Source organism: Aliiroseovarius marinus, from assembly GCF_004360145.1.
Lineage (GTDB): Bacteria > Pseudomonadota > Alphaproteobacteria > Rhodobacterales > Rhodobacteraceae > Aliiroseovarius > Aliiroseovarius marinus.
Window position 1 is genome coordinate 123,419 of the sequence record NZ_ML178716.1, and the last position, 25,982, is coordinate 149,400.

Sequence of the window (25,982 nt, forward strand, 5' to 3'; positions counted from 1 at the left end):
GGCTTATCCTTTCTTATACATCATCATGGCGACAGGCACCGCCGCCGCAAAAGCGCCTGCGGCAAAGATGTAGCCCGATAGCGCGGTCTGCATCATGCCCGACATCATATGGCCCGAGGTACAGCCCCCTGCCAGACGCGCACCATAGAGCACGACGAATCCGCCGATAAAGGCGATGGCGTAGCGCTTGATTGGCGTGTCACCGAAATTGGCATAGTGGATCGCGGGCAGCTTGTTTTCATCTGCGCCATTTCCGCCGCGCATCATGGCCGACAGGAACGCACCAACCATCATCGCGATCACAAAGATGAAGCTATAGTTCAGCGGGTTCGCGACCGACTTGGCGTATTTGCCGCCGGATTTTGCCAGATAGGCATTGGTGGACGTATAGCCATCGTCGGTTTTCGTCACGAGTTCCGGGTTCACGACATCCGCGATGATCCCATCCAGAATCACGAATTGTGTCGATACCCCGATGGGTTTGACCAAGAGGACAGCAAGGAAGAACACAAGGCCCAGCGCCACCCCTCCGATTTTCCAGTTCAGTGTCATGGGACACCCCCTTCGCATTCGTTTATGCGAATATGTTTCATTGCAAATGATATGAATGTCAAGACTTGGCCGACTAAACCCCAGTTAAACCGGCTTTAACCAAACGGACCCCAAGCTGGGTTCATGAAACAGATTCGCACCCCCCTGACCGGAACCCCTCTTGTCCTGCCGCAGGCCAGCCACCCGTGTGGCACGGCGCAAGACATGCCCCTTCACCCCGCGGATGAGCTGGCTCAGATCCGGGCTGAGTTGAAACGTCTGCATCAGCGCGAAGAAGAGCTGAAGCGGTTCTTTCGCGAAGACGCGCAGGAACAGGATTTCAGAAGCGCCACGCATGATGTCACCTTGATCGCGCATAAGAAGCGGGTGTTTGATCCGTCAAAGCTGCCGCAATCCATTCTGGCCAATCCCAGATTCTATCGCGACGAGTTGCGCACTTTGATCTCGGCCACCGAGAAGCCGCTGGCCCTGCCCTATCAGGCACTCTTGCCGGTGGTGGACGACTTTGAAGAGGATCTGGTGGAAGAGACACTGGACGCGCTGCCAAACTAAAGCATCCGTGGGTCATTCCTTCCTCTGTGACACGCTTTCCTCTGGACCATACAGGCAGGGCTGCGCTATGCCATGCTCCGATGACCCAGACACTTACGATCCGCCGCCCCGACGACTGGCACCTGCATCTGCGCGATGGCGAGATGTTGAAGACCGTGCTGCCCGAAACCGCGCGCCATTTCGCACGCGCGATTGTCATGCCGAACCTTGTGCCGCCGGTGGTGACCAAGGCCGATGCCGCCGCCTATCGCGAGCGTATCATGGCAGCCCTGCCCGCAGGCATGTCGTTCGAACCCCTGATGACGCTTTACCTGACCGAGGACACGGATCCCGAAGATCTGGCCGCCGCGCATGCATCGGGACTGATCACATCGGTAAAGCTGTATCCTGCCGGGGCCACGACGAACTCGTCCAGCGGCGTGCAGAACTTCGACAAGGTGCGCCCGGTGCTTGAGAAAATGGCCGAGATTGGCTGCCCTCTCTGTGTCCACGGCGAGGTCACCGACCGTGAGATCGACATTTTCGACCGCGAGGCCGTATTCATCGACCGTGTGCTGGACCCAATCCGCCGCGCCACGCCCGAGCTGCGCGTGGTGATGGAGCACATCACTACGAAGGACGGCGCGGAATACGTTAAAGCGAACGAGACCAAGCTGGGCGCGACCATCACCGTGCAGCACCTGATACTCGACCGCAACGATATGCTGGTTGGCGGCATGCGCCCGCATTACTACTGCCTGCCGATCCTGAAGCGCGGCGAACACCGCGAGGCGCTGATTGCGGCGGCCACCTCTGGCGATCCACGCTTTTTTCTGGGCACAGATAGCGCCCCGCACCCGACCCACGCCAAGGAAAGCGAATGCTGCTCGGCGGGCTGCTTCACCGCACCCAACGCCCTGTCGATCCTGGCCCGCGCGTTCGAGGCCGAAGGCGCGCTAGACAAGCTGGAAGGCTTCACCTCGCTGCACGGCCCTGCCTTCTATGGCCTGCCGGTGAACGAGGACACCATCACGCTCACTAAGGTCGACGAACCCGTCACCTATCCCGCGACACTGCCCGCGGGTGATCACACCGTCACCACATTCGACCCCGGCTTCCCGCTGCACTGGCGCGTCGACGCCTGATTTTACTTAACGAGGACCGCTGCCAATGATCCCCTCCACTTTCCCCGCGAAAGAAGAAATCGCCCGCCTGACCGCCCGGATGCTTCTGGAAATCGGCGCTGTGAACTTCAACACGGATGAACCGTTCACGCTGGCCTCGGGCCTGCCCAGCCCCAGCTATATCGACTGCCGCAAGCTGATCAGCTTCCCGCGCATCCGCTCGACGCTCATGGATTTCATGGCCGTCACGATCATGCGCGAAGCAGGGTTTGAGGCGTTCGACAACATCGCAGGCGGCGAAACTGCAGGTATCCCCTTTGGCGCATGGGTTGCCGAACGTCTGGCCCTGCCGATGACCTATGTCCGCAAGAAGCCCAAGGGCTATGGCAAGAACGCCCGGATCGAAGGTGCGATGGATGACAGCCAGCGCGTGCTGCTGGTCGAGGATCTGACCACGGATGGTGGCTCGAAACTGTCTTTCGTCGACGCGATTCGCGACACCGGCGCCACCTGTGGCGCCACCGCCGTGATCTTCTATTACGACATTTTCCCCGAGACGGAAAAAACCCTGTCCGATCATGGCGTTCAACTGATCCACCTCTGCACCTGGTGGGACGTGCTGGCAGAAGCCAAGGCGCAGGGCGCGTTTTCGGACGAAACGCTGGACGAGGTCGAGCGCTTCCTGAAAGACCCGCGCGGCTGGCAGGCCGAGCGGATGAACGCCTGACAGACACTACATTCTGACAGAGTTTTGCGGGACTCTACCAAATCTGGTAGAGTTCTGCAGACCTGACTTATCCACAAGTTACTCACAGAAACATACATTTTGCGTCGGACTATCCGAACACGTAAAACAGCGGCCTAAGGACAGGTGGCGATGAACGAGATCAGCAATATCCAGCAGGGCGAAGCTTCCAATGATGCCGAGGTGCGGGACAGCCTGCCCCATCACATCGAAGCCGAACAGCAGCTTCTGGGCGCGATCCTGACCAACAACGACGTGTTCGACCGCGTCGCCTCGATCATCAATGCTGGTCATTTCTACGAACCCGTCCACGCCCGCATCTGGGACATTGCCGCCAGCCGGATTTCCAAGAACGCGCTGGCCAGCCCGGTCACGCTGAAAGCGTTCATGGAGGATGACGAGGGTCTGAAAGAACTGGGTGGCCCCGCCTATCTGGCACGGCTTGCGGGTGCTGCGATCTCAAGCTTCGCCGCGCGCGACTATGCGCAGATGATCTATGACCTCGCCATCCGGCGCGAGCTGATCCAGCTGGGTCAGGACATCGCGGCGAAGGCGCAGAAGGTCGACATCTCGTCCGAACCAAAGGAACAAATCGTCGAGGCCGAACAGGCGCTTTATAAACTGGGCGAAGCGGGCCAGACCGAAAGCGGCTTCCAAAGCTTCCTGAAAGCCGTGACCGAGGCCGTGCAGGTTGCCAACGCCGCCTATCAACGTGAAGGCGGTATGGCCGGGATTTCCACGGGGCTGATGGATTTGGACGGCAAGCTGGGCGGCCTTCACCCGTCCGACCTTCTGATCCTTGCGGGGCGTCCCTCGATGGGAAAAACCTCGCTTGCGACCAACATCGCCTTCAACGTGGCAAAGGCCTATAAGAAGGGCATCAAGCCGGACGGGACCGAGGGCGCGATTTCTGGTGGTGTGGTTGGGTTCTTCTCGCTCGAGATGTCGGCAGAACAGCTTGCAGGCCGTATTCTGGCCGAAGCGTCCGAGATTTCGTCGCACAAAATTCGTCAGGGTGACATGGATGAAAACGAGTTCCGTCGTTTTGTCCAAGCCGCTAAAGATCTGGAAAGCTGCCCGCTGTTCATCGACGACACGCCTGCCCTGCCGATCAGTCAGCTGGCCGCCCGTGCGCGTCGCTTGAAACGGACCCACGGGCTGGACGTTTTGATCATCGACTATCTGCAGCTGTGCCGCGGCATGTCCGATAACCGCGTGAACGAGATCGCCGAGATCTCGATGGGGATGAAGGCCATCGCCAAGGAACTGAATATCCCGGTGATCGCGCTGTCCCAGCTGTCGCGTCAGGTGGAAAGCCGCGACGATAAACGCCCGCAACTGTCGGACCTGAGGGAATCGGGCTCGATCGAGCAGGATGCCGACGTGGTCATGTTCGTGTTCCGCGAGGAATACTATAAAGAACGCGAAAAGCCTGGTGATCACGAACTGGACCGCATGGCCGCGTGGCAGGACGAAATGTCGAACCTGCATGGCAAGGCCGAGGTCATCATCGGCAAGCAGCGTCACGGACCCATTGGCACGGTCGAACTGTCCTTCGAGGCGCAGTTCACCCGCTTCGGCAACCTTGTCAAACAGTGGCAACAGGGGCCGAGCGACGGGTTTTGATCCGCTGGGTCGCGCCGCCTAGCGCTGATACCGCGTTGTCATCCGATAATCCTTGCGCGGGCCGGACACGGTCCAGACGGACTGCCAGTGGGGCCATGCGCTGAAATCATAAGACACGCGGTACTGATCTGGATCGCACCAATGCTGGTCTTCAGGGCAGGAATTGGTCAGATCGAAAGTGTGAAAGTCGCGGCCATCTTCGAAGAGAACCTGAATACGCCCGCCGGACACCTCGCGCCAGTGATATACACGGCTGGCCGCGAAACGGGCACCAGTGTCGGTCACCAGCACCCCGTCTTCACGATAGAGCAGCCCATCGGGGCTTGACGAAAACTGTGCCGTGCCGGCCAGACGATGCGTGGCGCCGCCTGCCTCGACAATCTCACGCTCGATCCGCCATTCGCCCTGAAAATCAGTGAATCTCACCCAGATCCCCCCTTTTTCGTCGCAAACATGGGCCCCACGCGCCCATTCGCGGCACGCGTCTCTTGTTCGCTGCATCGCGGCAGTTTATGAGAAGCGCGACTGCCAACCAAACGAAAAAGGCTCCGCCGATGATCCCTCGTTATGCCCGCCCCGATATGGTCGCCATCTGGTCGCCCGAAACCAAGTTCAAAATCTGGTACGAGATCGAGGCGCACGCCTGCGACGCCATGGCCGACCTGGGCGTGATCCCGCGTGAAAACGCAGACGCCGTTTGGAAAGCCAAAGACGTTGAATTCGACGTGGCCCGCATTGACGAGATCGAAGCCGTCACCAAGCATGACGTCATCGCCTTCCTGACCCACCTGGCTGAACATGTCGGTTCGGAAGAAGCCCGTTTCGTGCACCAGGGCATGACCTCGTCCGACGTTCTGGACACCTGCCTGAACGTGCAGCTGGTGCGCGCTGCCGACCTGCTGCTGGACGGCATGGACAAGGTTTTGGCCGCCCTGAAAAAACGCGCGCTGGAGCACAAAGACACCGTCCGCGTTGGCCGCTCGCACGGCATTCACGCCGAACCCACCACCATGGGCCTGACCTTCGCGCGTTTCTACGCCGAGATGGACCGCAACAAGAACCGTCTGGAAAAAGCCCGCTGGGAAGTCGCCACCGGCGCGATCTCGGGCGCGGTTGGCACCTTTGCCAACATCGACCCGGCCGTTGAAGAGCACGTCTGCGAAAAGCTGGGCCTGCGCCCCGAGCCGATCAGCACGCAGGTGATCCCGCGTGACCGCCACGCCATGTTCTTCGCCACGCTGGGCGTCATCGCATCGTCGATCGAAAACATCGCCGTTGAAATCCGCCACATGCAGCGCACCGAGGTTCTGGAAGGCGCCGAGTTCTTCTCGATGGGTCAGAAGGGTTCGTCCGCGATGCCGCACAAAAAGAACCCGGTTCTGACCGAAAACCTGACCGGTCTGGCCCGTCTGGTGCGCATGACCGTGATCCCCGCGATGGAAAACGTGGCGCTGTGGCACGAGCGTGACATTTCGCACTCGTCGGTCGAGCGCGGCATTGGCCCGGACGCCACCGTCACGCTGGATTTCGCCCTGCACCGTCTGGCTGGGGTTGTCGACAAGATGCTGATCTTCCCCGAGAACATGCTGGACAACATGAACAAATTCCCAGGTCTGGTTATGTCGCAGCGCGTACTGCTGGCCCTGACGCAGGCTGGCGTATCGCGTGAAGACGCGTATTCGATGGTGCAACGCAACGCATTGAAAGTATGGGAAGAGCGTCTGGATTTCCGCGAGCTGCTGCTGGCTGATGAAGCCGTGGTCGAGGCTCTGGGCGTCGACGCGATCAACGAAAAATTCGACATGGGCTATCACACCAAGCATGTCGACACGATCTTCAAGCGGGTCTTCGGCGACAGCTGATCCGCGCTGAATTTGGGCGCATCGCCCATCTGTGCTATGATAGGGGCCTTCTGAACAGGAGGCCCCTATGCAATTCAAGACCCTTCTTTTCTCAGCCATGTTGGCCCTTGTCCCAACGCTGTCCATCGCTGGCCAATGCAACCGCGGTTCGCATGAAGCATCGACCTGCGCGGCCGGACAGGTTTGGAACGATAAACTACAGGCGTGTGTCGACGAAAAATCGGCCTGATCCGCCCGGCGTAAAGGTGGTTTTAACCCACAGCTGTCAATCTGCCTGAAACCAAGGCGGAGGTGGCGCTGTGCCAAATGACATGACGGTTGGGGCAGACCTGATTCCCGGGGAAGGTCCAGGGCAGGTTATGCCCAATGGTGCTCCTGACCCGACGATCAATCCGGCGCAACCTCTGCGCCATCTTCCCCGGCATCTCTCGCGGCGTCAAAAGGCGGCCATCATCGTGCGGCTTTTGCTGGCGGAAGGTGCTGCATTGGCCCTGCAGGATCTTCCAGACAGTTTGCAGGGGGAGCTGGTCCACCAGATGTCCACAATGCGCTATGTGGACCGAGCCACCCTGAAAGCAGTGATTGATGAGTTTGTCTACGAGATCGAAGAGATCGGACTGTCCTTCCCCGGCGGTCTGGAAAACACGCTATCCGTGCTTGATGGCACGATCAGCCCGGCCACAGCTGCGCGCGTGCGCGAACTTTCCGGCGTCGAGATCGCGCATGATCCTTGGATTACGGTCTCTAACACACCAATCGAGCAACTGTTGCCGTTGTTAGAATCCGAAAGCGCCGAAGTCTCGGCGGTGTTGTTGTCTAAGCTGAAAACCTCGGTCGCAGCCGATCTCCTGGGCAAGTTGCCCGGGCAGACCGCCCGCAAGATCGCGTTTGCGGTGTCGTTGACCAGTACCATCGCGCCCAATGTCGTCGCGCGGATCGGGCGATCACTGGCAGAGCAGCTCAGCGACCGGCCCGCGAAAGCCTTTGACGACGATCCCAGCGAACGCGTGGGCTCGATCCTCAACGTCTCGGCCGCGACGACGCGGGAAGAGGTTTTGGATGGATTGGAGCAAGAAGACACCGTATTTGCCAGCGCCGTGCGCAAGTCCATCTTCACCTTCGCCAACATCCCCGAACGTCTGCAACCGGGCGACGTGCCAAAAGTCACCAAGGATGTCGATCAGGCGGTACTTGTCACAGCTCTCGCCGCAGCCACGGGCGATCTTGAGCCTGTCGCGAATTTCATCCTCGACGCTATGTCGAAACGCTTGGCCGAGGGCATCCGGGAAGAAATGGCAGAGCGTGGCGCCGTCAAACCTGCCGACGGGGATGCCGCCATGAACGAGGTGATCGCCCAGATCCGCCTTCTTGAAACCGAGGGCGAGATCACGTTGATCACGCCTGACGAAGATGACTGACACCAAGGCTGAAGCTTGCAGGCTGCAGCGCTGCCCGCTATGTGTGACCGGCGGCCCATTCGGATGATGGGCACAAGACCGGGAGCGACCAAATGGTGCAAGAAAAACGTGGTGTAGGCCCCTATCTGACCCACTTGGCGCTGGCCAGTGTGCTGAACCTGCCCCGCATCCTGCCCTATAAAATGCGCCTGCCCGTTGTCGGTTGGTTTGCGTCGCGCGTCATCGGTCCCGTTGCGGGCTATGACAAGCGCATCCGCAACAATCTGGCGCTGACCTTTCCCGATATGCCGGCGGACGAGGTCAAACGCATGGAGCGTGCGGTTTTGACCAATGCAGGCCGGTTCCTGGCCGAGATGTGGTCGGGCGACGATCTGTTCAATCGCATGAAAAACACCCAGCTCAGCGGGCCGGGTGTCGCCGCGCTGGAACAAGCCAAGGCCGAGGGGCGCCCGATCATCGCAACCTCGGGCCATTTCGGCAATTACGACGCGGCCCGTTCTGTTCTGATCCAATCAGGTTTCAACACCGGCGCGCTATATCGCCCGATGTCCAACGCCTATTTCAACGAAAGCTACATCAAGCGCATGGAAGGCTTCGAAGGCAAGGCGTTCGAACAATCCCGACGCGGCATGGGCAGCATGGTCAAGCATCTGCGCAGTGGTGGGTTGTTGGCGATCCTTTTGGATCAGCGCGAAGATCAAGGCGCTAAGCTCAGCTTTTTCGGAAAGCCCGCAATGACCACGCTCGCCATTGCCGAGATGGCCCTGAAATACAACACGTTGTTCATCCCGGTCTTCGCGATCCGCAAGGAAAATGGCGTGGATTTCGACGTCGTGGTCGAGGAACCGATCGAACACTCGGATCCTGAAACCATGATGCAGGAATTCAACGACAGGTTCGAAGCGCGCGTGCGCCAGAACATGGATCAGTTCCTGTGGATCCACAAACGTTGGCAGATGCCGGACGAGGTGTAACCGTCAATCCAGCGCAATCGCGGCCACGATTTCTCCGGGATAGTCGCCCATACGTGTGGCCTGCAACAGGATTGCCGCACTCTGCCCCTCAGGGGCCACAGGGCTAGGCAACTTGAACTCGATCTCGCCTTTGCCGTCCCACTTTCCGAACGCCTGTATGTTGGTCACGATGTTGGTCGACGTGATCGAGCGCCCTGCGTTCTCGCCCCGCTTAACTGCCACAGTCGCTTTCGGCGTGAAATGCACGATCTGCGCGATCAATGGCTGGGGCAAAGGCAGGTTCGAGATGTTGGCCACGCGGACAATGCGTCCGTTTTCGCCCTTGTGTGTCGACAGACTAACGCGCCCCACAGCCATTTGGTGATGATGCAAAATCTCCATCACTTTCATGACATGGCTGCCAACGGCCTGATCGACACCACTGATCACCATCTGCGGCGTGTAGATCGACTTGGTCCCAAATCCGTAAGCGTATGCCTTCTGGCGTTTGGTGTGCTCGGGTCGAGCAAAGGTATCCTTCCACCCGATATAGTCCCAATAATCCACATGCATAGCCAAAGGCAGAACGTCATCCTGACGGGACAGTTCGCCCAAAAACGCGTCAGCAGGCGGGCACGAGGAACAGCCCTGTGAGGTAAACAGCTCGACCACCACAACGGGACGATCCCCGGCGACGGCCAACCCGGCAAAGGTGCTTAGAACTATGCTGATCAATCCGGTCAGAAGTGCCCGCATCGGTGTCTCTTTCTGTTGTGCTCTGATCCCTAGATAACGATCCTGCGGATGACCTTCCAATCAAGGATTTGCGAGGTGTTTGTTACAGTTCTTGGTCAGGTTGATTTTTTGGGATTGAACGACCCAACCGCCCTTTTTAGTTGAACGCCGTATGGGATCATGTTTTCTGGCATCTATTGGAAGGTATCATCTTATGAAAATCTGTTTCCCACTTTTGCTATTGGCTTTGCTTCCAAGCATGACATTTGCAGCTCAGGACTGTCTGAGCATCCACCCCAACGCGCAACCAGAGGCCTCGGTACGGGCGTGCACCGGGATGTTGGAAAACACTGAATTGCCGCCGGAAGTCCTTGCCGAAGCCTACGAGAACCGCGGCATTGCACTGCGTGAACTTCGGCGATTCGACGAAAGCCTTGCGGACTTGGAACTAGCGTCAGAGTTGGCGCCCGAAAACACTTCGATCAAACGGATGCTCGCATGGACCTATCGAGAGATGGGGAAACCCCGCAAAGCGGAAAGGATGTACACAGACATTCTGAGTCTGGACACGCATTGGCAAGGCTGGTTGTCGCGCTGTGTGGTGCGATATGATCTTCGGAAATACGCGGACGCGATTACCGATTGCACCGAGGCGGGAAAACAGGACTACAACGCAGATGTGATGTATTTCAAAGGGGCTGCCGAGGTCGACAGCGGGCATTCCGAACAGGCTTTGAAGACTGTTGCACCGGGGTTGGATCAAGAGGATATCAGCGGCCGCCTGTATCACATCGCGGCCGTGGCCCTGTGGAATCTTGGACTTCATGACGATGCCACGGCCAAGGCAAAGGAAGGTCTAGCCCGCTATCCAAATGACCCGGCCCTGATGCGGTTTCTATCCCCCTAAGTGCGGATATCGATTCGCATGCGCCCCGCCGGCAAACCCACACCGCCCCTTGTTCGTTATCGTACAAACGGCCACTCTACCCCTAGGCGTGCAGTCGGCACCGAGTGATGTGCGTCACTGTTGAACGTTCCGTGTCGCGCTAAACTAAAATTAGAAAAACAAACCGTTTCTAGATTGTATTCTAGATCACGGTGACCGGCCAGTTTACCCTGTACCTAGCGCGCGATGGGCATATTTCGACCATCGGCGACGTTACCAAGTGAGGTCTAAGTTAGTTGAGTAATTTATTTCGACATATCCCGATTCCGCTTTTGGAATCTTTCGGTTTTGCCATCATCATCCTGTTGCTGAACTCAGCAAGTTAACGTGCTTCCGCTTCGGCGATGGCAGGGCGAATGATGCTTTCCAGAATGCCTTCGGTAATCGGGCCAGCAAAGCGTTTTACCACAGTGCCGTCGCTGGCAATCACGAACGTCTCCGGAACACCGTAAAGTCCCCATTCCAGACCTGTGCGCCCATCTGCGTCCGCCATCAAAGCGGCGTATGGATTGCCCAATTGGGCCAAGAAGCGTTTGGCATTGGCCGGATCGTCTTTGTAGTTGATCCCGTTGATCTGCACGCCTTCCTCGGACAATCGTTCCAGCAAAGGATGCTCGGCCCGGCAGGGGGCGCACCAGCTGGCCCAGAAGTTGACCAGCTTCACGCCACCGTTCTTCAGGTCCTCTTGGGTAAAGCCGGGCTCGCCATCAAAGGCCGTGACTTGCATCGCCGGAACAATGCCACCTTCGCGGGTCGACGGCAGAGCATTGCGGTCATCCTGCGTCATGCCCCACAGAAACATCGCAGCAAGCCCCATGAACAGGACCGGCGGCAGGATCATCAGCCACGAGATGCCTTTTTTCTTCTCAGTCATTCCGCTTTGCCCTTTCTTCGGCCGCATCCAATTCACGTTTCACTTGGGCCGACCGGCGCCAAGTGACAAGGACCAGAGCGATCAAAAGTACGAGAGTGATGGCCCAGGACGACAAAATCGCGTCAGAGTATTTTCCCAGCTCAAGCATCTTTCATCCTTTCGCGGACGTCCAAACGGTGCAGGCGGACCAGACGCAGCTCGGTCCGGGTGCGGATCAGGACAAGGGCGACGAAAAGCAGCACAAATCCTGTAAGACACAGCAGCATCGGCGCGAAATAGACGTCTGCGATGTTCTCTTCCTTGTCCAGCGACAGGGTTGCGCCCTGATGCAATCCTTGGTTCCAGAAATTCACTGCATAGCGACTGAGCACCGCAAAGACCGATCCGACGATGCACAGAACCGAGGTCAGGTCCGCCGCCGTGTCCGGGTTATCAATGGCGGCCCAAAGCGCCATATAGCCGAGATAAAACAGAAAGAGGATCAGGAAGCTGGTCAGGCGCGGGTCCCATGCCCAATAGGTGCCCCACATGGGCTGGCCCCAGATGGCGCCCGTAATCAAGGCGATCACGGTCATGGTGACACCGATCAGCGCAGCAGCTTTGGACGCACGGACCGAGACATGGTGACGGCGCACGATCCAGATCAGGGATGTCACAAGCATCATTACCCAGATATTGATTGCCATCATTGCACTTGGAACGTGCACGTAGATGATCTTGACCGAGTTGCCGAACTTGGCGGCCTCGGGCGTGAAGAAAAAGCCCCAGATCAGGCCGGGCACAAGGGTCACGGCGCACAGGCCAATCACCCAAGGCAGAACCTTGCCGCTGAGGGCCATGAACTTGACCGGGTTTGCGAATTCCCAAAGTGACATGTGTTTCCTCTGTGGCTTCCTTCAGTCGGTGGCGCAGGCAGCATATGGTGCTGCCCTAGGTTATTTGGCCTATCTCAGGTTCACACGCAAGGCAGCCGCGGCGGCAAATGGTAGCAGGGCGATGGATCCGGCGGTGATCCCCGCCATCATCAACAATGGGGTCGAGGCCGACAGGTCCGCAGTTCCCCGCGTTGCAGCCTCGGCCCCGAAGATCAGCGTGGGGATGTAAAGTGGCAGGACCAAGAGCGAAAGGAGCAACCCGCCACGTTTTAGACCCACGGTCAGCGCAGCGCCAAAGGCACCGATCATCGACAGGGCCGGCGTGCCGATCAGAAGCGTGATAAAGATCCAATAGTGACCGGGGCTTTCAAGGTTCATCAGCGTTCCCAGCACGGGAGCGGCGAGTGTCAGCGGAAGACCAGTGACCAGCCAGTGGGCCAGCGCTTTGACGGCGACGATCCCCTCCATCGGGATGGGGGCGGTGGCCAGCAGATCCAAAGATCCGTCTTCGAAATCCAGCTGGAAAATGCGGTCAAGCGACAGAAGGCAGGCAAGCAGAGCCCCCACCCATAGGATGCCCGGTGCGATGCGCGACAGGATCGCGGCCTCGGGGCCAACGCCAAAAGGCACTAGGGTCGAGACGATCAGGAAGAAGGCCAGCCCCAGCCCGAAGCCGCCCCCTGCCCGCATGGCAAGTCTGAGATCCCGCACCAGCAAAGCGATCATGAAAAGGCCTCGTCGAAATCTGCGTAGGCGTCGCGGTGTGTATCGCCCCGCCGGCGGTTCACATCTGCTTTGAAAGGGCCGACATCCAAGGTCTCGGCCTGCAGGCCGAGGTCGATATGGGTGGCGATCAGGGCCGAGCCGCCGCCCGCCACATGCGCCCGTACAGCGTCGGCGAACAGCGCGACCGAGGCCACGTCCAGCGATACCGTCGGCTCATCCAGAAGCCAAATGGGCCGACCGGTGACCAACAACCGCGCCAGTCCCAACCGGCGTTTCTGTCCTGCCGATAGGTTGGCCGAGGGACGCTCGAGCAGCCCACGCAGATTGAACCCGTCCACCGCAGGCGCGATATCCGAAATCCCGTGGACCGAGGCCCAGAAGCGCAGGTTCTCTTCAACGCTCAACGTGGCTTTCAACCCATCCGCATGGGCACCATAGGTGATCTGTTCCGGGTCGGCCGAGACACTGCCCGTCAACGGCGGCTGCAATCCTGCAAGGGTCCGCAACAGCGTGGTTTTTCCCGATCCGTTCGGGCCACGCAGGATCAACACCTGACCGGGGGAGAGGGTGAAGTCCAACCCCTCCAGCACCGGCACGCCCCCGCGCGCCACGGTCAGATTTTCGACCCGAAGTTCCATGCAGACAGCCTTAGACCGGAAGGGCGGCCAGCGCAATGCGGCGGCCCTCGGCGATCAGGACGTTATAGGTGCGGCAAGCCTGCGCGGATGCCATCATCTCGATCCCGATCCCGGCGTCCTCGAGCGCGTCGCGCAAGGGCGCGGGGGGATGCGCGATCTCGGCTCCCATGCCCAGAAACAGAACGTCGATCTGGCCTTTCAGGGCGGTCAGGGTCGCGATGTCCTCGAGCCCGCCCCAGCCGGTAGCGGTTTCCGCCGTGACCAGCACCGGGCCTTCGATCACCTCGCCCGCGACACGGAAAAAGCCGGGGCCGTAGCTGTCGACTGGTTGCGCGCTGTCATATCTGACTTCGTGAAACTGCATCGGGATCTCCTTAACCTAGGGCAGCGTATAGCCCCGACAGGGCCGATCCTGCAATGATTGCATAGGCGACGCGACGATAGAGCGTTTCATGTGCGGGATTGAAGATCCAGCCGCCAAGCAGATTGCCCGCCAAATTGGGCAGCATCGCGATCACCCCCAAGGCCAGCGGCATGCCCAGCAGTTTCCCCAAGCTCATGAACACGCCCAGCATCAACACGTCAAAAAGGAACAGAAATGCTGTGATATTCGCGCGGATCACGCGCGGATTGTGCGGCGAGGCCATGTAGAGCAGGATAACTGGCGGTCCGGGGATGCCCGCAGCGCCGCCCAACAGGCCAGACGCACCGCCGGTGGCCCAGACCATTTTCGAGGTCACTTGCCCTTGGTATCGCCACCCGCTGATCAGCGCGGCGAGCATCGCAAGGCTGACCAAGGACACGGCCAGCTTGAAGGCAATAGGGTCTACAAGGAACAAAGCCGCCAATCCCACTGGCAAGGTTAGCGCCATGCTAATGGTCAGGCGCACCAGATCGCGCGGATGGCCGTCCTTCAGCGCGCGCGGGATTGCGGGGGCGGGCCCTGCAAGATCCATCACGATCAGGATGGCAATGGCCCAGACCGGATCAACGATCTGGGCAGTGACAGGCAAGAAAATCAGGGCCGTGCCAAATCCAGCGAAACCGCGCACCAACCCAGCGGTAAAAGCGGCTGCCAGAATCCACCCAAGCCCCGGCAAGGCCAGGGCTTGGGCCAGAAAATCAGGCATCCACGTTGGCAAACTGGTTGCCCGCGGTCGCGTCAGGCTTGGACCAATCGCGTTTTACGCCAAGGCGCAGCAGGATGGCCGAGGCCACGAAGATCGACGAATACGTTCCCACGATCACGCCCCAGATCATCGCGAAGACGAAGCCGCGGATCACGTCACCGCCCAACACATACAGCGCAATCAGCGCCAGAAGCGTTGTGACAGAGGTCATCATGGTACGCGCCAGCGTTTCGTTGATCGACAGGTTCAGAACCTCTTTCAGGTCCATCTTCTTATAGCGGCGTAGGTTCTCGCGCACGCGGTCGAAGACGACCACGGTGTCGTTCAGCGAATAGCCCACGATGGTCAGAAGCGCTGCGATGATGGCGAGGTCGAACTTGATGCCCAGCAGGCTGAAAATCCCGATGGTCAGCACCACGTCGTGCACAAGCGCGGCCACCGCCCCAAGCGAGAACTGCCATTCGAACCGCAGCCAGATATAAACCAGAACGGCGGCAATCGCGGCGACGACAGCCAAGACGGCAGTTGTCACAAGCTCGCCCGAGACCTTCGGCCCCACGCTTTCCACGCTGGGGAAGGTGATGGCGGGATCGACATTGGCCAGCGCCTGTTCGATCAGGGTCATGGTTTCCGGCGTGATCGCCTCTTGCCCCTCTTGGGCTTCGATGCGGATCTGGCTGACATGCTGATCGGCGCGGAAGTTCACGTCGTTCACCTGAACAATCGAGATGTCGCCAAGTGCCAGCGGCGTCAGCGCGTCACGATACGCGCCTACATCCACGGCCTGCGTGCTTTCGGTGCGGATCGTGGTGCCGCCACGGAAGTCGATGCCGAAGTTAAGGCCGATCACAAGGAACAGCACGACCGAGGCGACCATGGCCAGACCCGAGGCGCCCAGCGTCGCAATCGAGCGTTTGAAGAAATCAAACACGCGACCCTGCGGGGCAAGGCGGATGCCTTTGATCTCGAAGTTGCGGGGGCGTTTACGCTCGAACCACATGACGACCATCAGGCGCGTCAGGAAGATCGCGGTAAAGACCGAGGTGATGATCCCCAGCCCCAGCGTAACCGAGAAGCCGCGCACCGGGCCCGAGCCCATAATGAACAGGATCACGGCGGTGATGAAGGTGGTGATGTTGGCATCCAGAATGGCCGACAGGGCCTTTTCATAGCCCAACTCGATGGCGCGGGCGGGGCCGCGACCGGCTTTCAGCTCTTCGCGAATGCGTTCAAAGACCAGCACGTTGGCGTCCACCGCCATACCGATGGTCAACACGATCCCGGCGATACCTGGCAGGGTCAACGTGGCGCCGATCATCGACAGAAGGCCGAAGATCATGCCGACGTTCAGGATCAGCGCGACATTGGCGATCACGCCGAACCAACCATAAGACGCTACCATGAAGATCAGTACGGCAGCGAAGGCGACGATCGAGGCGATCTTGCCCGCATCAATGCTGTCCTGACCCAGCTCCGGGCCGATGGTGCGTTCTTCGACATAGGTCAGCTCGGCCGGCAGAGCGCCCGCGCGCAGCAGCACGGCCAGATTGGTCGATTCCTCGATCGAAAAATTGCCGGTGATGATGCCAGAGCCACCACAGATCTGTTCGTTGATCCGCGGGGCCGAGATGACTTCTTCATCCAGCACAATCGCAAAGGGCGCACCTACATTGGCGCCGGTATAGTCACAGAACAGACGCGCGCCCGAGACGTTGAAGCGGAAGTTCACCGCGGGCTGGCCGTTCTGGTCGAAGGCGGGCTGTGCGTCGTTCAGCTGCTCGCCGGTTACGACGGGCGTCTGTTCCAGCACATAGAAGATGCCTTCTTCGTCAATCGACGGGTACAGAACATTGCGCGGACCGGGCGTGGTGGTGTCATCGGTGGTGCGAGTGACAACCGGGTGGAAGGTCAGCTTCGCGGTTTTACCGATAATCTCTTTCAGCTCGGACGCCGAGCCGATGCCCGGCACCTGAATCAGAATGCGCGTGTCGCCCTGACGCTGAATGGTGGGTTCGCGGGTGCCAACCTCGTCCACGCGGCGGCGAATGATTTCAAGCGATTGCTGGATGGTGCGGTCGTCGGTTGCGACACGCTCGGCTTCCGACAGGGTGACGACGAACTCGCCTTCGCGGCCCGCGTTCACCTCGATATCGGTCGAGCCGACGCCCGACAGGCTGACGACAGGTTGTGCCAGTCCGCGTACGATTTCAATCGCTTGCGGCAGGGCCTCGGGCTTCGAGATCTTCACGCGCAGCTCTGACGGGTCGCTGTCCTGACGGCGGATCGTGCCGATGGTGGCGCGCTCATCCCGCAACGCGTTGCGGATTTCCGGCCAATAGCCATCCATCCGCGCCTCATAGACATCCGCGACCTGAACCTCGGCCAGCAAATGCGCACCTCCGCGCAGATCGAGACCAAGATTCACCAGCGCATTCGGCGCCCAATCAGGCCATGCGGACCGGCCCGCCTCAAGCTCGGGCGTGGTGCCCGTGGTCTCGATCGTCGCTACCGCGTCATTATGCGTCTCGACGCGGTCATAAAACCCGTTCGGAGACGCGAAATATAGGCCAAGGAGCACCAGCCCCCAGATCACAAGACGTTTCCAAGTTGCGATTTGAAGCATGTGCCCCTGCCCTATAAATTCTTACTATTCAGTTGGTTGGGTCGGAAACCCGCGCAGATCAGCTTTCGACCGGCTCGGTCTTGCCCATGACGGTCGTGATGGTCGCGCGCACGATGCGGACCTTCACGCCCGATGCGATTTCGACTTCAACCTCGGTGTCGTCTTTAACCTTGGTGATCTTGCCGATCACACCGCCCTGCGTGACGATCTGATCGCCCTTACGCAGCGCACCCAGCATCGCCTGATGCTCTTTCATTTTCTTTTGCTGGGGACGGATCATGAAGAAATACATGATGGCGAAAACCAGCACCATCGGGACCAGCATCCCGTTCAGAAGTCCGCCCGCAGGCGCGCCCGCGGCTTGTGCAAAAGCAGGAGTTACAAACATCGTTATGTCCCTTTCTTCGTGGGCTGGTCCCTGTGCCCGCCCAAATGTCCGGCGCACCCTATATGGGGGTCTGAGGGTTGTCCAGCAAGCAGGGGGATGGTTTTCTCTTCCCCCCGGCGCGCCCATCTGGCATATGCGCGTCAGGTAGAATTAAAGGACAGATCCATGCATGATATCCGCCTGATCCGCGACAACCCCGAAGCGTTCGACAAGGCTATGGCCCGTCGGGGCCTTTCGGCACTGTCGGGCGAGGTTTTGTCGCTGGATGAAAACCGCCGCGCCGCCATTCTGGCCGCCGAAACCGCACAGGCGGAAGCCAACAAGGCTGCAAAGTCGGTTGGCGCTGCAAAAGCCTCGGGTGATGAGGCCGAGTTCGAGCGCCTGCGCGCCCTTGTCGGCGAGAAGAAAGCCGAGATCGCCAGCCTGAACGACCAAGCGAAAGAGCTGGACGCGCAACTGACCGACATGCTGATGGGTCTGCCCAACATCGTGGCCGACGACGTGCCGGACGGCGAAGACGAAGACGACAATGTCGAGATCAACCGTTGGGGCACGCCCCGCGAGTTTGCGTTCAAGCCGGTCGAGCATTATGAACTGCCGGCCGTGCAGGACGGTCTGGATTTCGAAACCGCCGCGAAGCTGTCTGGTTCGCGCTTTATGGTTCTGTCTGGTGCCGTTGCCCGTCTGCACCGCGCGCTGGCGCAATTCATGTTGGACGTTCACGTCAACGAAAACGACCTGACCGAGACCTGGACGCCTGTTCTGGTCAAGGAAGACATGATGCGCGGCACCGGCCAACTGCCGAAGTTTGGTGAAGACAGCTATCAGACCACCAACGGTTGGTGGCTGGTGCCCACCGCCGAGGTGCCGCTGACCAATATCGTCAACGGCGCCACGGTCGAAGAAGGTTATCTGCCCCGCCGCTATGTGGCCCACACGCAGTGTTTCCGGTCCGAAGCCGGGTCGGCTGGGCGTGACACCGCAGGCATGCTGCGTCAGCACCAGTTCGAAAAGGTCGAGATGGTGTCGATCACCAAACCGGACGAATCTGAAGCCGAACACAAGCGTATGACCCGCTGTGCCGAGGACATTCTGGAGCGTCTGGGACTGCCCTATCGCACCGTGGTTCTGTGCACCGGCGACATCGGCTTCGGCGCAATCCGAACGCACGATATCGAGGTCTGGCTGCCCGGTCAGAACACCTATCGCGAAATCAGCTCGGTCTCGACCTGTGGCGATTTCCAAGCCCGCCGCATGAACGCACGGATGAAGCCCGCCGAGGGCGGCAAGCCAGTGTTCCTGCACACGCTGAACGGCTCGGGCCTTGCGGTTGGCCGTGCGCTGATTGCGGTTCTGGAAAACGGTCAGGAAGAGGACGGATCGGTCACTCTGCCCGAGGCTCTGCACCCCTATCTGGGCGGCAAAACCCGGATCACGGCGGAAGGTCAGCTGGCTTAAACCTCTGATCTATTTCAAAAGATCCTCGATGACGGGATCAAGGGTGCGCGGACGATAAGACGTCTGGCGCGCCCTTTCTTTTGCGGCTCCTGATATCTGACGGGCCGGGATGTCTTGGCTTTCGGGATCCCGCAGCAGGGTACGATCACACAGCAAAAGCCCCCACAGATTGCGCCATGCGGGTTGCAACGCCGCCCCGCGATCATCCGCGTTCACATCCGCGATGGTCAGAAGCTCTTGCAGCCGCGACGGGTTGAAATCCAGCGCGCGTTCCTGCGCGCCTGCGACGATCCACGCCGTTGGAAATGCGGACAGTTCCGGGGCTGCGCCCGATCCCCCGACAATCCCGTGATTGCCCGCAAACCATAGCTGCTGATAGCGCGAGGTGCTGCCCGTGATCTCTCCGTTCAGCTTGTCCAGATTGGTCCAGAGTGCGGGTGGAAAGTGCTTACGACGCTCATCAATCGCTACCGCATGTCGTACTGCGCCGACGGACCGCGACAGGTCCGCATCGTGAAACGCATAGCGCGCATTCAGGAACCGGGCGAGCGGGCCCAAGAAGGCGGGCACCCCCAGCGCGCCCACCGTATCCCAGACGCCGACATAGGTGATGTCCAGAAGGTGACAGTCGATCCCCTGCGCCCTGCGCCACTCCGCGTCCTTGGGGCTGGTTGCGACCTCGGGCGACATGGACAGACGTGCGGCCATGGAGCCTTCGCTGTCGGGGTGCGATTTACGCCCCTCACGTGCGCGATATCTGCGCATCGCTTCCGGAATCATATCGGTCCGGTTGGATGGCAGAATGCCCGCCGTGCGGATCATGCCGGCAAGCGAGCGCGCGGTGTACGCCCCGCGGGAGAAGCCGAAAATGTAAATCTGGTCGCCGGGCTCATAAGTGAACAGAAGCGCGCGGTAGGCTTCCAGAATGCGGTCATCCAAACCCCAGCCCAGCGCACCGCCAAGCACCTTGTCCATGAATCTAGAGACTTTCGTCACGCCCTGCCCACTGCCCACGCCCGGCAGATAATGCACGACCTGCGTGACGCCATCGCGCGCCGTCGGGCGGATTGCTTGAGCAATACGCAACACATGGGTCGGATTTTGCGCGTCGGAGCGATTCCAGGTTCCGTCACAGAAAATGGCGATACGTTTCATGTCAGCCTCGGTTTTGGATACCGAAGCTTAGCATGCCACGATGGGTTGAGAAGCCTTTTGACGGGACGGGCTTAGTCCAGCGTGACGCCCTTACGCCCCGCCAGATCCGTAAAGTATTGCCACGCCACACGGCCCGAGCGGGCGCCGCGTGTGGCTTGCCATTCAATGGCCTCGGCCCACAGGGTGTCCTCGTCGATCTCGACCCCGTAAGCGTTACAATAGCCGCGGATCATCGCCAGATATTCGTCCTGGTCACAGGGATGGAACCCCAGCCACAACCCGAAGCGATCCGAGAGCGAGACCTTTTCTTCCACCGCCTCAGACGGGTTGATCGCAGACTGGCGTTCGTTCTCGATCATATCGCGCGGCATCAGGTGGCGGCGGTTTGAGGTAGCGTAGAAGACCACGTTGTCCGGGCGACCTTCGATCCCGCCATCCAGCACGGCTTTCAGCGATTTATAGTGCTGGTCGTCGTGACTGAACGAGAGGTCATCACAGAACAGCAGAAAGCGATGTTCTGACCCACGCAAAAGATTCAGAAGGCGCGAGACGGACGGCAAGTCTTCGCGCTGCAGCTCTACGATTTTCAGGGGCTTCCCGCGGTTCAGAACCTCGGCGTGAACGGCCTTGACCAAGGACGATTTCCCCATGCCCCGCGCGCCCCAAAGCAACGCGTTGTTGGCGGGCAGCCCGTCGGCAAATTGCAGGGTATTTTCCAAAAGCGTATCGCGCGAGCGGTTCACACCGACCAGCAGTTCCAACGCCACGCGCGACACCTTCTGCACAGGTTCCAACCGGTCGGGCGAGACATGCCAGACGAAGGCATCAGCACTGTCGAAATCCGGCGCCTCGAATGGTGCGGGTGACATGCGCTCCAAAGCCTCGGCAATGCGTTTCATCATGTCCTGATCCGCCATGGGGATGGTCCTTCTTCCGGTCGAAAATCCTGAACCTTTAAAGCGCGGATGGGGCGGCTTTTAAAGGTCTAAGCCATCGGGGAGATGAAAAAAGCGCGCCCGATGGGCGCGCTTTGGTGTCTTGTTACTTATGCGGGATCAGCGACCAGTTTCGACCATCCCCGGATCATCTTCGGGATCATCATCCGGACCACCATCGGGGTCGTCGTCACTTTCGTCATCCTCGTCCTCGTCGAACTCGGCCATCAACTCGTCTTCGGCTTCCTCGTCCTCGTCGTCGAACCAGAGGCCTTGGGCCCGCAGATCGGCCTCGCGCTTGGTTTCAACCCGCTTCACCAGCTGGATCGAAATCTCGTAAAGGCCATAGACCACGACAAACAGGATGATCTGGGTGATGACATCGGGGGGCGTGACCAGAGCGGCCAGAACCAGAATGCCCACGACGGCGTATTTGCGCACATCGGCCAGACCTTGCGACGATACCAGACCGGCCTTCCCCATCAGGGTCAGCAGCACGGGCAGCTGGAAGCAGAGGCCAAAGGCCACGATGAACTTGATCGACAGGCGCAGATATTCCTGCACCGAGCCTTGGAAATCGATGGAAGCCTCGACCCCGGTTTCGCCGACATTGCCGGATTGCTGGAAGCCAAGGAAGAAGTCGAACGCCAGCGGCATGACCACATAGAACGCAAAGCTTGCGCCCAACAGGAACATGACCGGCGAGGCGAACAGGAACGGCAGGAACGCGTTCTTTTCGTTCTTGTACAGGCCCGGCGCCACAAAGCGCCACAGCTGATAGCTGATATAGGGGAAGGACAATACCAGCCCACCGAAGAGCGAGATCGAGACCGCAACGAAGAAGCCTTCTTGCAGTTTAATCAGGATCAGTCCGCAATCGGCCTGACCACGTTCGGCCATAGTCGAACACAGCGGGTCCGTCAGGAAATTGAAAATCGGGTTCCAGACCGTAAAGCAGATCACCATACCAATGATGAAAGCGATCGCGGAATGGATCAGCCGCGTGCGCAGCTCGGCCAGATGCTCGATCAGCGGGGCCGAGCTGTCTTCGATCTCGTCAGTGTCGCTCATGCGTCAGATGTGTCCGTGGATTTGGGCTTGGCCGCCGGTTTCTTCGCAGCCGGTTTCTTGGCGGCTGGTTTCTTGGCGGCTGGTTTCTTGGCGGGCGCCTTCTTGGTGGCTGACTTTTTCGCAGCGGGTTTCTTGGCGGGTTTGGACTTGGCTGCGGGTTTCTCTGCCGCATCATCCTTTGCCTTGGCGGCAGGCTTCGCGCTGGCAGCGCTGATTTTCTCTGCAACCTTGGTGGTGTCTTCCGCCAGCTTCGCGCGCTCTTCGGCCTCTTTGGCTTTCAGGGCAGCGTCTGCTTCCTTCTGGTCACGCAAGGCTTTGGAGGGGTCCCATTTCTCGAACCCTTCAGCGGCTTTGTTCAACGCATCCAGCCCCATCGACTTGGGCGATGTGGCCGATTTCAGTGTCGAGGAGACATCCTTGATGCCGCTTTCATCCGCCGCGTCGTTCATCGCCTGCGTGAATTCGCGTCCCATCTGACGCGCACGCGCCGTGAAGCGACCAAGCGTGCGGAACATGCCGGGCAGGTCCTTTGGACCCACCACGATCAAGGCCACCACGCCGATGACCAGAAGCTCGGTAAACCCGATATCGAACATAGGCAGCGCCTTTCCTTAGGCGGCTTACGCCTTGTCTTTTTCGCCCTCGGGCGTCACGTCCTTGGCAACAGAAGCGGCTTCGTCTTCGATTTCCTTCTTGCCGTCATCAACACCTTTCTTGAAGGCGGTGATGCCTTTGCCCACTTCGCCCATCAGCGACGAGATTTTGCCGCGGCCGAACAGAACCAGCACCACGACGGCAATCAGCAGAAGGCCCGGAAGGCCGATATTGTTGAGCATATTTTTCTCCCTAGTCCGAAAGCTTATTGCAGCTTTCGCATATATGTCGCCCTGAACATTTATTGTGTCGCGCGGGAAGTTCAAAGCCCCAAAGGGAAAAAACTGCGAAAACGGCAGGGTTTTCGCGATATCTGACGCGTGATGTCAGCAAGCTGTCAGATAAGTCACCACCAAGGGGCCGAATTTGATCATCGGGTGCGCGGCGATTCTGTCACGTCAGCGGCGCGGAAACACAAAGCAGCGGTCGCGGCGGATGGCGATCCAAAGGGGCGTTTCCGGTTTGGGCAGGAACACAGACGGGACCGAGGCCGTCAGGATGCTTCCATCCCGCTCCATCTGGAATTCCACAAGACTTTCCTTGCCGATGAAGCGCGCCCGCTTGACCAACCCGCGCGCCCAAACGCCGTGATCGGGTGTGGGGCTGGGGCCGACGCCGCCACGGTCAAAATCAATTTTCAGGTGCTGAGGGCGGATCACGATATCCACTTTTGACCCGTCCGGCACGCCGGGGGCGAGGAACTGACCAAACGCGGTTTGGGTTAGCGCACCGTCCACCGTCCCCGAGATTACGTTGACGTCAGAAAAGAAAGCGGCAGCCTGAAGATCGACCGGCGCATTATAAAGGTTATAGGGCGCACCGCGCTGCACGATCTGGCCCGCGCGCATCAGGGCGATCTCGTCGGCCATGCGCATCGCTTCTTCAGGTTCGTGCGTCACCAGAAGGACGGCGGCGCCTTCCTCTTTCAGGATGCTGAGCGCCTCATCGCGGATCCCATCGCGCAGGCGGTTATCGAGACCCGAAAACGGTTCGTCCATCAACATGATCGAGGGTTTAGGCGCCAGCGCGCGCGCCAAAGCGACCCGTTGCTGTTCGCCGCCCGACAGCTCGTGCGGGAATTTGTCGACGAATTTACCCAGCCCGACCTTGTCCAGAAGCGTATGCACTCGCTGACGTTTCTCTGTCCGCGAGCCGGTCAGACCAAAGGCGACGTTATCGCCGACAGACAGGTGCGGGAACAGGGCAAAGTCCTGAAACATCAAGCCAATATGGCGTTTTTCGGGCGGGACAAACACGCCGGGACCTGCAACCATTTCGCCATCGATCCAAACCTCGCCTTCGGTCTGGCGATCGACACCCGCGATGATCCGCAGCGTGGTGGATTTACCGCAGCCGGACGGTCCCAGAAGCCCGGTCACCTGGCCAGCCTCAAGCGACAGCGAGACCTCGCGCACAACATCCAGCCCGCCAAAATTGCGCTTCAACCCGCGCACTTCCAACCGCGCCGTGCTTTTGGGTGTCATGTCCATCCGCTGTGCCTTCCCGCCTTCTGACGCAAATCCTATTGTTTCCATCAGGTTTCCCTCGCTTAGCAGCCCCCCCGACGCCCCGCAAGCGAAACAGCGAAAAACGACAGCCAAAGGGGCAAGAGGTCGCGGACAGAACGGAGACGCGCGCCAAAGCTGCCAAGCTGAAGGGACGCGAGGTGCCCCATGCGATTGTTTCTAAGCTTCACCCCACTTTTGCTGTCCGTCGTGCTGCTTCAGCTTAGCTCGGGCGGGGCGGCGCCGCTGGACGCGGTGTCCGGGTTAACGCTGGGCTTCACGAAGTCTCAGGTGGGTCTGCTTGGCTCTGCGCATTTCATCGGCTTTTTCGTGGGCTGCTGGTGGGCGCCACGCCTGATGGGGGCCGTCGGACACGCCCGCACATTTGCGGGCTTTGCCGCGCTGGGGGCCATTGGGCTGTTGGCGCATATGATTTGGATCGACCCCTATGCCTGGGCAGTGATGCGGATGGCGACGGGGTTGTGCATCGCGGGCAGCTATACGGTGATTGAAAGCTGGATCAACGCACGCGTCACGAACGAAACACGCGGACGCCTGACCGGAGGCTATCGCATCGTGGATCTGGGCGGATCGCTCAGCGCCCAGCTGTTGATCGCCGTTTTAGAACCCGCCCATTATGTCAGCTACAACATCCTTGCCATTGCCTGCTGCGCGGCGATCTTGCCCTTGGTCCTGACCCCTACCCAAGAGCCGCATACCCCCGACGCGCCGCGGTTGCGCCCAGCGCTGGCCTGGGGGCGCTCTCCTCTGGCGGTGGCGGCAGTGGTGACGTCGGGGATCACAACCGCTGCTTTTCGGATGGTCGGCCCGATCTATGGCAACGAGGTTGGGCTTGAGACGCACCAACTGGCATGGTTTTTGGCCGCCTTCGTTCTTGGGGGCGCCTTTGCACAGTTCCCGACAGGATGGCTTGCCGACCGGTACGACCGCCGCTGGGTGCTAATCTGGCTGTCCGTCGCCGCCATTGCCAGCTGTGGGATCACGGTGCTGGCCGCCGGATCCGGTGTCGCGGGCGTGTTTCTTGCCGCAGGGTTGTTCGGCTTTACCACCTTCCCGATCTTCTCGGTCGCGGCGGCACACGCAAACGACTTTGCCTCGACCGAGGAACGGATCGAGCTCTCTGCCGCGCTGATGTTCTATTACGCAGTGGGGGCCATTGCCTCGCCCCTACTCGCGTCGAACCTGATCGAAAGCTTCGGCCCGCCCGCCCTGTTTGCCATGGTCGCCTTTGGCCATGTGGTCCTTGTCGTCTTCAGCGTGGCCCGGATGCGCCGCCGCCCGACCAGCGAAGATCGCACACCCTATACTTATACACCGCGCACCTCGTTCTCGATGGGGCGGCTCTTTGGCAAGCTTCGGGATCGGGGCTGAAGCACCTGACCCTCTGGTCATGGGACGGGGCATGTCGTATACGGCCCCAAACACGTTTTGGGAGCT

General features: G+C 59.8%; 29 protein-coding genes. 11 read left to right on the top strand and 18 right to left on the bottom strand.

The annotated features are described in order from the left end of the window. Positions 1–3: 3 nt before the first annotated feature. Positions 4–552, bottom strand: a complete 549-nt coding sequence (locus tag EOL43_RS07960) for a YeeE/YedE thiosulfate transporter family protein (RefSeq protein WP_133487307.1) — start codon at positions 550–552, stop codon at positions 4–6. Positions 553–675: 123 nt separating this feature from the next. Between EOL43_RS07960 and EOL43_RS07965 the strand changes: the two genes are divergently transcribed. From EOL43_RS07965 to EOL43_RS07980, 4 genes are all read left to right on the top strand, one after another. Then, positions 676–1,104 carry a hypothetical protein gene (locus EOL43_RS07965; RefSeq protein ID WP_133487309.1) on the top strand — a complete coding sequence of 143 codons (429 nt, stop codon included), beginning with the start codon at positions 676–678 and terminating at the stop codon, positions 1,102–1,104. An 80-nt stretch (positions 1,105–1,184) separates the two neighbouring features. Then, positions 1,185–2,228: a dihydroorotase gene (pyrC, locus tag EOL43_RS07970; protein ID WP_133487311.1), complete on the top strand. Its 1,044-nt coding sequence runs from the start codon at positions 1,185–1,187 to the stop codon at positions 2,226–2,228. A 25-nt stretch (positions 2,229–2,253) separates the two neighbouring features. Beyond that, positions 2,254–2,934 (top strand): orotate phosphoribosyltransferase, encoded by a 681-nt coding sequence (locus tag EOL43_RS07975; RefSeq protein WP_133487313.1) that lies wholly within the window; start codon positions 2,254–2,256, stop codon positions 2,932–2,934. Positions 2,935–3,084: 150 nt separating this feature from the next. Continuing rightward, positions 3,085–4,578 carry a replicative DNA helicase gene (locus EOL43_RS07980; protein ID WP_133487315.1) on the top strand — a complete coding sequence of 498 codons (1,494 nt, stop codon included), beginning with the start codon at positions 3,085–3,087 and terminating at the stop codon, positions 4,576–4,578. A gap of 18 nt (positions 4,579–4,596) precedes the next feature. Here EOL43_RS07980 and EOL43_RS07985 read toward each other — a convergent pair whose 3' ends face one another. Next, positions 4,597–5,004, bottom strand: coding sequence for a DUF6314 family protein (locus EOL43_RS07985; protein ID WP_133487317.1), 408 nt, complete (start codon positions 5,002–5,004; stop codon positions 4,597–4,599). Positions 5,005–5,132: 128 nt separating this feature from the next. On the opposite strand from EOL43_RS07985, the gene purB reads away from it, so the two are divergent. The 4 genes from purB to EOL43_RS08005 all read left to right on the top strand — a co-directional run bounded on the left by purB (position 5,133) and on the right by EOL43_RS08005 (position 8,832). Continuing rightward, positions 5,133–6,440 carry an adenylosuccinate lyase gene (gene purB, locus EOL43_RS07990; protein ID WP_133487319.1) on the top strand — a complete coding sequence of 436 codons (1,308 nt, stop codon included), beginning with the start codon at positions 5,133–5,135 and terminating at the stop codon, positions 6,438–6,440. A gap of 97 nt (positions 6,441–6,537) precedes the next feature. Next, positions 6,538–6,669 (top strand): chitin-binding domain-containing protein, encoded by a 132-nt coding sequence (locus EOL43_RS15640; RefSeq protein ID WP_420867504.1) that lies wholly within the window; start codon positions 6,538–6,540, stop codon positions 6,667–6,669. Positions 6,670–6,799: 130 nt separating this feature from the next. After that, a complete protein-coding gene (locus EOL43_RS08000; protein ID WP_133487323.1) occupies positions 6,800–7,858 on the top strand; it encodes a FliG C-terminal domain-containing protein in 1,059 nt (352 codons plus the stop codon). Positions 7,859–7,950: 92 nt separating this feature from the next. After that, positions 7,951–8,832 (top strand): lysophospholipid acyltransferase family protein, encoded by an 882-nt coding sequence (locus EOL43_RS08005; protein WP_133487325.1) that lies wholly within the window; start codon positions 7,951–7,953, stop codon positions 8,830–8,832. A gap of 3 nt (positions 8,833–8,835) precedes the next feature. On the opposite strand, the gene EOL43_RS08010 is transcribed toward EOL43_RS08005, so the two are convergent. Further along, complete coding sequence (locus EOL43_RS08010) at positions 8,836–9,567, bottom strand: DUF1223 domain-containing protein (RefSeq protein WP_133487327.1); 732 nt, start codon at positions 9,565–9,567, stop codon at positions 8,836–8,838. 238 nt (positions 9,568–9,805) lie between these two features. On the opposite strand from EOL43_RS08010, the gene EOL43_RS08015 reads away from it, so the two are divergent. After that, the gene (locus EOL43_RS08015; RefSeq protein ID WP_166636214.1) at positions 9,806–10,453 is read left to right on the top strand and encodes a tetratricopeptide repeat protein; all 648 of its coding nucleotides are present in this window, start codon (positions 9,806–9,808) and stop codon (positions 10,451–10,453) included. A gap of 361 nt (positions 10,454–10,814) precedes the next feature. Here EOL43_RS08015 and EOL43_RS08020 read toward each other — a convergent pair whose 3' ends face one another. The 9 genes from EOL43_RS08020 to yajC form a co-directional block, all read right to left on the bottom strand. Next, the gene (locus tag EOL43_RS08020; RefSeq protein WP_240686495.1) at positions 10,815–11,366 is read right to left on the bottom strand and encodes a DsbE family thiol:disulfide interchange protein; all 552 of its coding nucleotides are present in this window, start codon (positions 11,364–11,366) and stop codon (positions 10,815–10,817) included. Next, positions 11,359–11,514, bottom strand: coding sequence for a heme exporter protein CcmD (gene ccmD / locus EOL43_RS08025; RefSeq protein WP_133487331.1), 156 nt, complete (start codon positions 11,512–11,514; stop codon positions 11,359–11,361). Before ccmD ends, EOL43_RS08020 begins: the two co-directional genes overlap by 8 nt. Continuing rightward, on the bottom strand, positions 11,507–12,241 hold the full coding sequence (locus EOL43_RS08030; protein WP_133487333.1) for a heme ABC transporter permease: 735 nt from the start codon (positions 12,239–12,241) through the stop codon (positions 11,507–11,509). Before EOL43_RS08030 ends, ccmD begins: the two co-directional genes overlap by 8 nt. Before the next feature lie 69 nt (positions 12,242–12,310). After that, the gene (gene ccmB, locus EOL43_RS08035; RefSeq protein ID WP_133487335.1) at positions 12,311–12,967 is read right to left on the bottom strand and encodes a heme exporter protein CcmB; all 657 of its coding nucleotides are present in this window, start codon (positions 12,965–12,967) and stop codon (positions 12,311–12,313) included. Further along, the gene (ccmA, locus tag EOL43_RS08040) at positions 12,964–13,605 is read right to left on the bottom strand and encodes a heme ABC exporter ATP-binding protein CcmA (RefSeq protein WP_133487337.1); all 642 of its coding nucleotides are present in this window, start codon (positions 13,603–13,605) and stop codon (positions 12,964–12,966) included. Before ccmA ends, ccmB begins: the two co-directional genes overlap by 4 nt. A 10-nt stretch (positions 13,606–13,615) precedes the next feature. Beyond that, positions 13,616–13,969: an Mth938-like domain-containing protein gene (locus tag EOL43_RS08045; protein ID WP_133487339.1), complete on the bottom strand. Its 354-nt coding sequence runs from the start codon at positions 13,967–13,969 to the stop codon at positions 13,616–13,618. A 10-nt stretch (positions 13,970–13,979) separates the two neighbouring features. Continuing rightward, entirely contained in the window at positions 13,980–14,735 is a 756-nt protein-coding gene (locus EOL43_RS08050; RefSeq protein ID WP_133487341.1) for a sulfite exporter TauE/SafE family protein, read from the bottom strand. Then, entirely contained in the window at positions 14,728–17,358 is a 2,631-nt protein-coding gene (secD, locus tag EOL43_RS08055) for a protein translocase subunit SecD (RefSeq protein ID WP_133487343.1), read from the bottom strand. Before secD ends, EOL43_RS08050 begins: the two co-directional genes overlap by 8 nt. A 58-nt stretch (positions 17,359–17,416) precedes the next feature. Next, on the bottom strand, positions 17,417–17,746 hold the full coding sequence (gene yajC / locus EOL43_RS08060; protein WP_133487345.1) for a preprotein translocase subunit YajC: 330 nt from the start codon (positions 17,744–17,746) through the stop codon (positions 17,417–17,419). Between the two features lie 165 nt (positions 17,747–17,911). Between yajC and serS the strand changes: the two genes are divergently transcribed. Then, on the top strand, positions 17,912–19,204 hold the full coding sequence (gene serS, locus EOL43_RS08065; RefSeq protein ID WP_133487347.1) for a serine--tRNA ligase: 1,293 nt from the start codon (positions 17,912–17,914) through the stop codon (positions 19,202–19,204). Positions 19,205–19,213: 9 nt separating this feature from the next. On the opposite strand, the gene EOL43_RS08070 is transcribed toward serS, so the two are convergent. The 6 genes from EOL43_RS08070 to EOL43_RS08095 form a co-directional block, all read right to left on the bottom strand. Continuing rightward, entirely contained in the window at positions 19,214–20,359 is a 1,146-nt protein-coding gene (locus EOL43_RS08070) for a DUF2235 domain-containing protein (RefSeq protein WP_133487349.1), read from the bottom strand. A 71-nt stretch (positions 20,360–20,430) separates the two neighbouring features. Then, positions 20,431–21,276 carry an ATP-binding protein gene (locus tag EOL43_RS08075; protein ID WP_133487351.1) on the bottom strand — a complete coding sequence of 282 codons (846 nt, stop codon included), beginning with the start codon at positions 21,274–21,276 and terminating at the stop codon, positions 20,431–20,433. 138 nt (positions 21,277–21,414) lie between these two features. After that, complete coding sequence (gene tatC, locus EOL43_RS08080; RefSeq protein ID WP_133487353.1) at positions 21,415–22,365, bottom strand: twin-arginine translocase subunit TatC; 951 nt, start codon at positions 22,363–22,365, stop codon at positions 21,415–21,417. Beyond that, positions 22,362–22,961 (bottom strand): Sec-independent protein translocase protein TatB, encoded by a 600-nt coding sequence (gene tatB, locus EOL43_RS08085; protein WP_133487355.1) that lies wholly within the window; start codon positions 22,959–22,961, stop codon positions 22,362–22,364. The genes tatC and tatB overlap by 4 nt, the downstream gene beginning before the upstream one ends. A gap of 24 nt (positions 22,962–22,985) precedes the next feature. After that, entirely contained in the window at positions 22,986–23,201 is a 216-nt protein-coding gene (locus EOL43_RS08090; protein ID WP_133487357.1) for a twin-arginine translocase TatA/TatE family subunit, read from the bottom strand. Positions 23,202–23,417: 216 nt separating this feature from the next. After that, entirely contained in the window at positions 23,418–24,509 is a 1,092-nt protein-coding gene (locus tag EOL43_RS08095; protein WP_133487358.1) for an ABC transporter ATP-binding protein, read from the bottom strand. A gap of 183 nt (positions 24,510–24,692) precedes the next feature. Between EOL43_RS08095 and EOL43_RS08100 the strand changes: the two genes are divergently transcribed. Continuing rightward, positions 24,693–25,916 (top strand): MFS transporter, encoded by a 1,224-nt coding sequence (locus EOL43_RS08100; protein WP_133487359.1) that lies wholly within the window; start codon positions 24,693–24,695, stop codon positions 25,914–25,916. The last annotated feature ends 66 nt before the right edge of the window (positions 25,917–25,982 follow it).

What these genes read in the sequence shown, in the direction of transcription:
- EOL43_RS07960 (WP_133487307.1), bottom strand. Translation starts at nt 552, where the DNA reads ATGACACTGAACTGGAAAATCGGAGGGGTGGCGCTGGGCCTTGTGTTC.
- EOL43_RS07965 (WP_133487309.1), top strand. Translation starts at nt 676, where the DNA reads ATGAAACAGATTCGCACCCCCCTGACCGGAACCCCTCTTGTCCTGCCG.
- pyrC (WP_133487311.1), top strand. Translation starts at nt 1,185, where the DNA reads ATGACCCAGACACTTACGATCCGCCGCCCCGACGACTGGCACCTGCAT.
- EOL43_RS07975 (WP_133487313.1), top strand. Translation starts at nt 2,254, where the DNA reads ATGATCCCCTCCACTTTCCCCGCGAAAGAAGAAATCGCCCGCCTGACC.
- EOL43_RS07980 (WP_133487315.1), top strand. Translation starts at nt 3,085, where the DNA reads ATGAACGAGATCAGCAATATCCAGCAGGGCGAAGCTTCCAATGATGCC.
- purB (WP_133487319.1), top strand. Translation starts at nt 5,133, where the DNA reads ATGATCCCTCGTTATGCCCGCCCCGATATGGTCGCCATCTGGTCGCCC.
- EOL43_RS15640 (WP_420867504.1), top strand. Translation starts at nt 6,538, where the DNA reads ATGTTGGCCCTTGTCCCAACGCTGTCCATCGCTGGCCAATGCAACCGC.
- EOL43_RS08000 (WP_133487323.1), top strand. Translation starts at nt 6,800, where the DNA reads ATGCCCAATGGTGCTCCTGACCCGACGATCAATCCGGCGCAACCTCTG.
- EOL43_RS08005 (WP_133487325.1), top strand. Translation starts at nt 7,951, where the DNA reads ATGGTGCAAGAAAAACGTGGTGTAGGCCCCTATCTGACCCACTTGGCG.
- EOL43_RS08010 (WP_133487327.1), bottom strand. Translation starts at nt 9,567, where the DNA reads ATGCGGGCACTTCTGACCGGATTGATCAGCATAGTTCTAAGCACCTTT.
- EOL43_RS08015 (WP_166636214.1), top strand. Translation starts at nt 9,806, where the DNA reads ATGACATTTGCAGCTCAGGACTGTCTGAGCATCCACCCCAACGCGCAA.
- EOL43_RS08020 (WP_240686495.1), bottom strand. Translation starts at nt 11,366, where the DNA reads ATGACTGAGAAGAAAAAAGGCATCTCGTGGCTGATGATCCTGCCGCCG.
- ccmD (WP_133487331.1), bottom strand. Translation starts at nt 11,514, where the DNA reads ATGCTTGAGCTGGGAAAATACTCTGACGCGATTTTGTCGTCCTGGGCC.
- EOL43_RS08030 (WP_133487333.1), bottom strand. Translation starts at nt 12,241, where the DNA reads ATGTCACTTTGGGAATTCGCAAACCCGGTCAAGTTCATGGCCCTCAGC.
- ccmB (WP_133487335.1), bottom strand. Translation starts at nt 12,967, where the DNA reads ATGATCGCTTTGCTGGTGCGGGATCTCAGACTTGCCATGCGGGCAGGG.
- ccmA (WP_133487337.1), bottom strand. Translation starts at nt 13,605, where the DNA reads ATGGAACTTCGGGTCGAAAATCTGACCGTGGCGCGCGGGGGCGTGCCG.
- EOL43_RS08045 (WP_133487339.1), bottom strand. Translation starts at nt 13,969, where the DNA reads ATGCAGTTTCACGAAGTCAGATATGACAGCGCGCAACCAGTCGACAGC.
- EOL43_RS08050 (WP_133487341.1), bottom strand. Translation starts at nt 14,735, where the DNA reads ATGCCTGATTTTCTGGCCCAAGCCCTGGCCTTGCCGGGGCTTGGGTGG.
- secD (WP_133487343.1), bottom strand. Translation starts at nt 17,358, where the DNA reads ATGCTTCAAATCGCAACTTGGAAACGTCTTGTGATCTGGGGGCTGGTG.
- yajC (WP_133487345.1), bottom strand. Translation starts at nt 17,746, where the DNA reads ATGTTTGTAACTCCTGCTTTTGCACAAGCCGCGGGCGCGCCTGCGGGC.
- serS (WP_133487347.1), top strand. Translation starts at nt 17,912, where the DNA reads ATGCATGATATCCGCCTGATCCGCGACAACCCCGAAGCGTTCGACAAG.
- EOL43_RS08070 (WP_133487349.1), bottom strand. Translation starts at nt 20,359, where the DNA reads ATGAAACGTATCGCCATTTTCTGTGACGGAACCTGGAATCGCTCCGAC.
- EOL43_RS08075 (WP_133487351.1), bottom strand. Translation starts at nt 21,276, where the DNA reads ATGGCGGATCAGGACATGATGAAACGCATTGCCGAGGCTTTGGAGCGC.
- tatC (WP_133487353.1), bottom strand. Translation starts at nt 22,365, where the DNA reads ATGAGCGACACTGACGAGATCGAAGACAGCTCGGCCCCGCTGATCGAG.
- tatB (WP_133487355.1), bottom strand. Translation starts at nt 22,961, where the DNA reads ATGTTCGATATCGGGTTTACCGAGCTTCTGGTCATCGGCGTGGTGGCC.
- EOL43_RS08090 (WP_133487357.1), bottom strand. Translation starts at nt 23,201, where the DNA reads ATGCTCAACAATATCGGCCTTCCGGGCCTTCTGCTGATTGCCGTCGTG.
- EOL43_RS08095 (WP_133487358.1), bottom strand. Translation starts at nt 24,509, where the DNA reads ATGGACATGACACCCAAAAGCACGGCGCGGTTGGAAGTGCGCGGGTTG.
- EOL43_RS08100 (WP_133487359.1), top strand. Translation starts at nt 24,693, where the DNA reads ATGCGATTGTTTCTAAGCTTCACCCCACTTTTGCTGTCCGTCGTGCTG.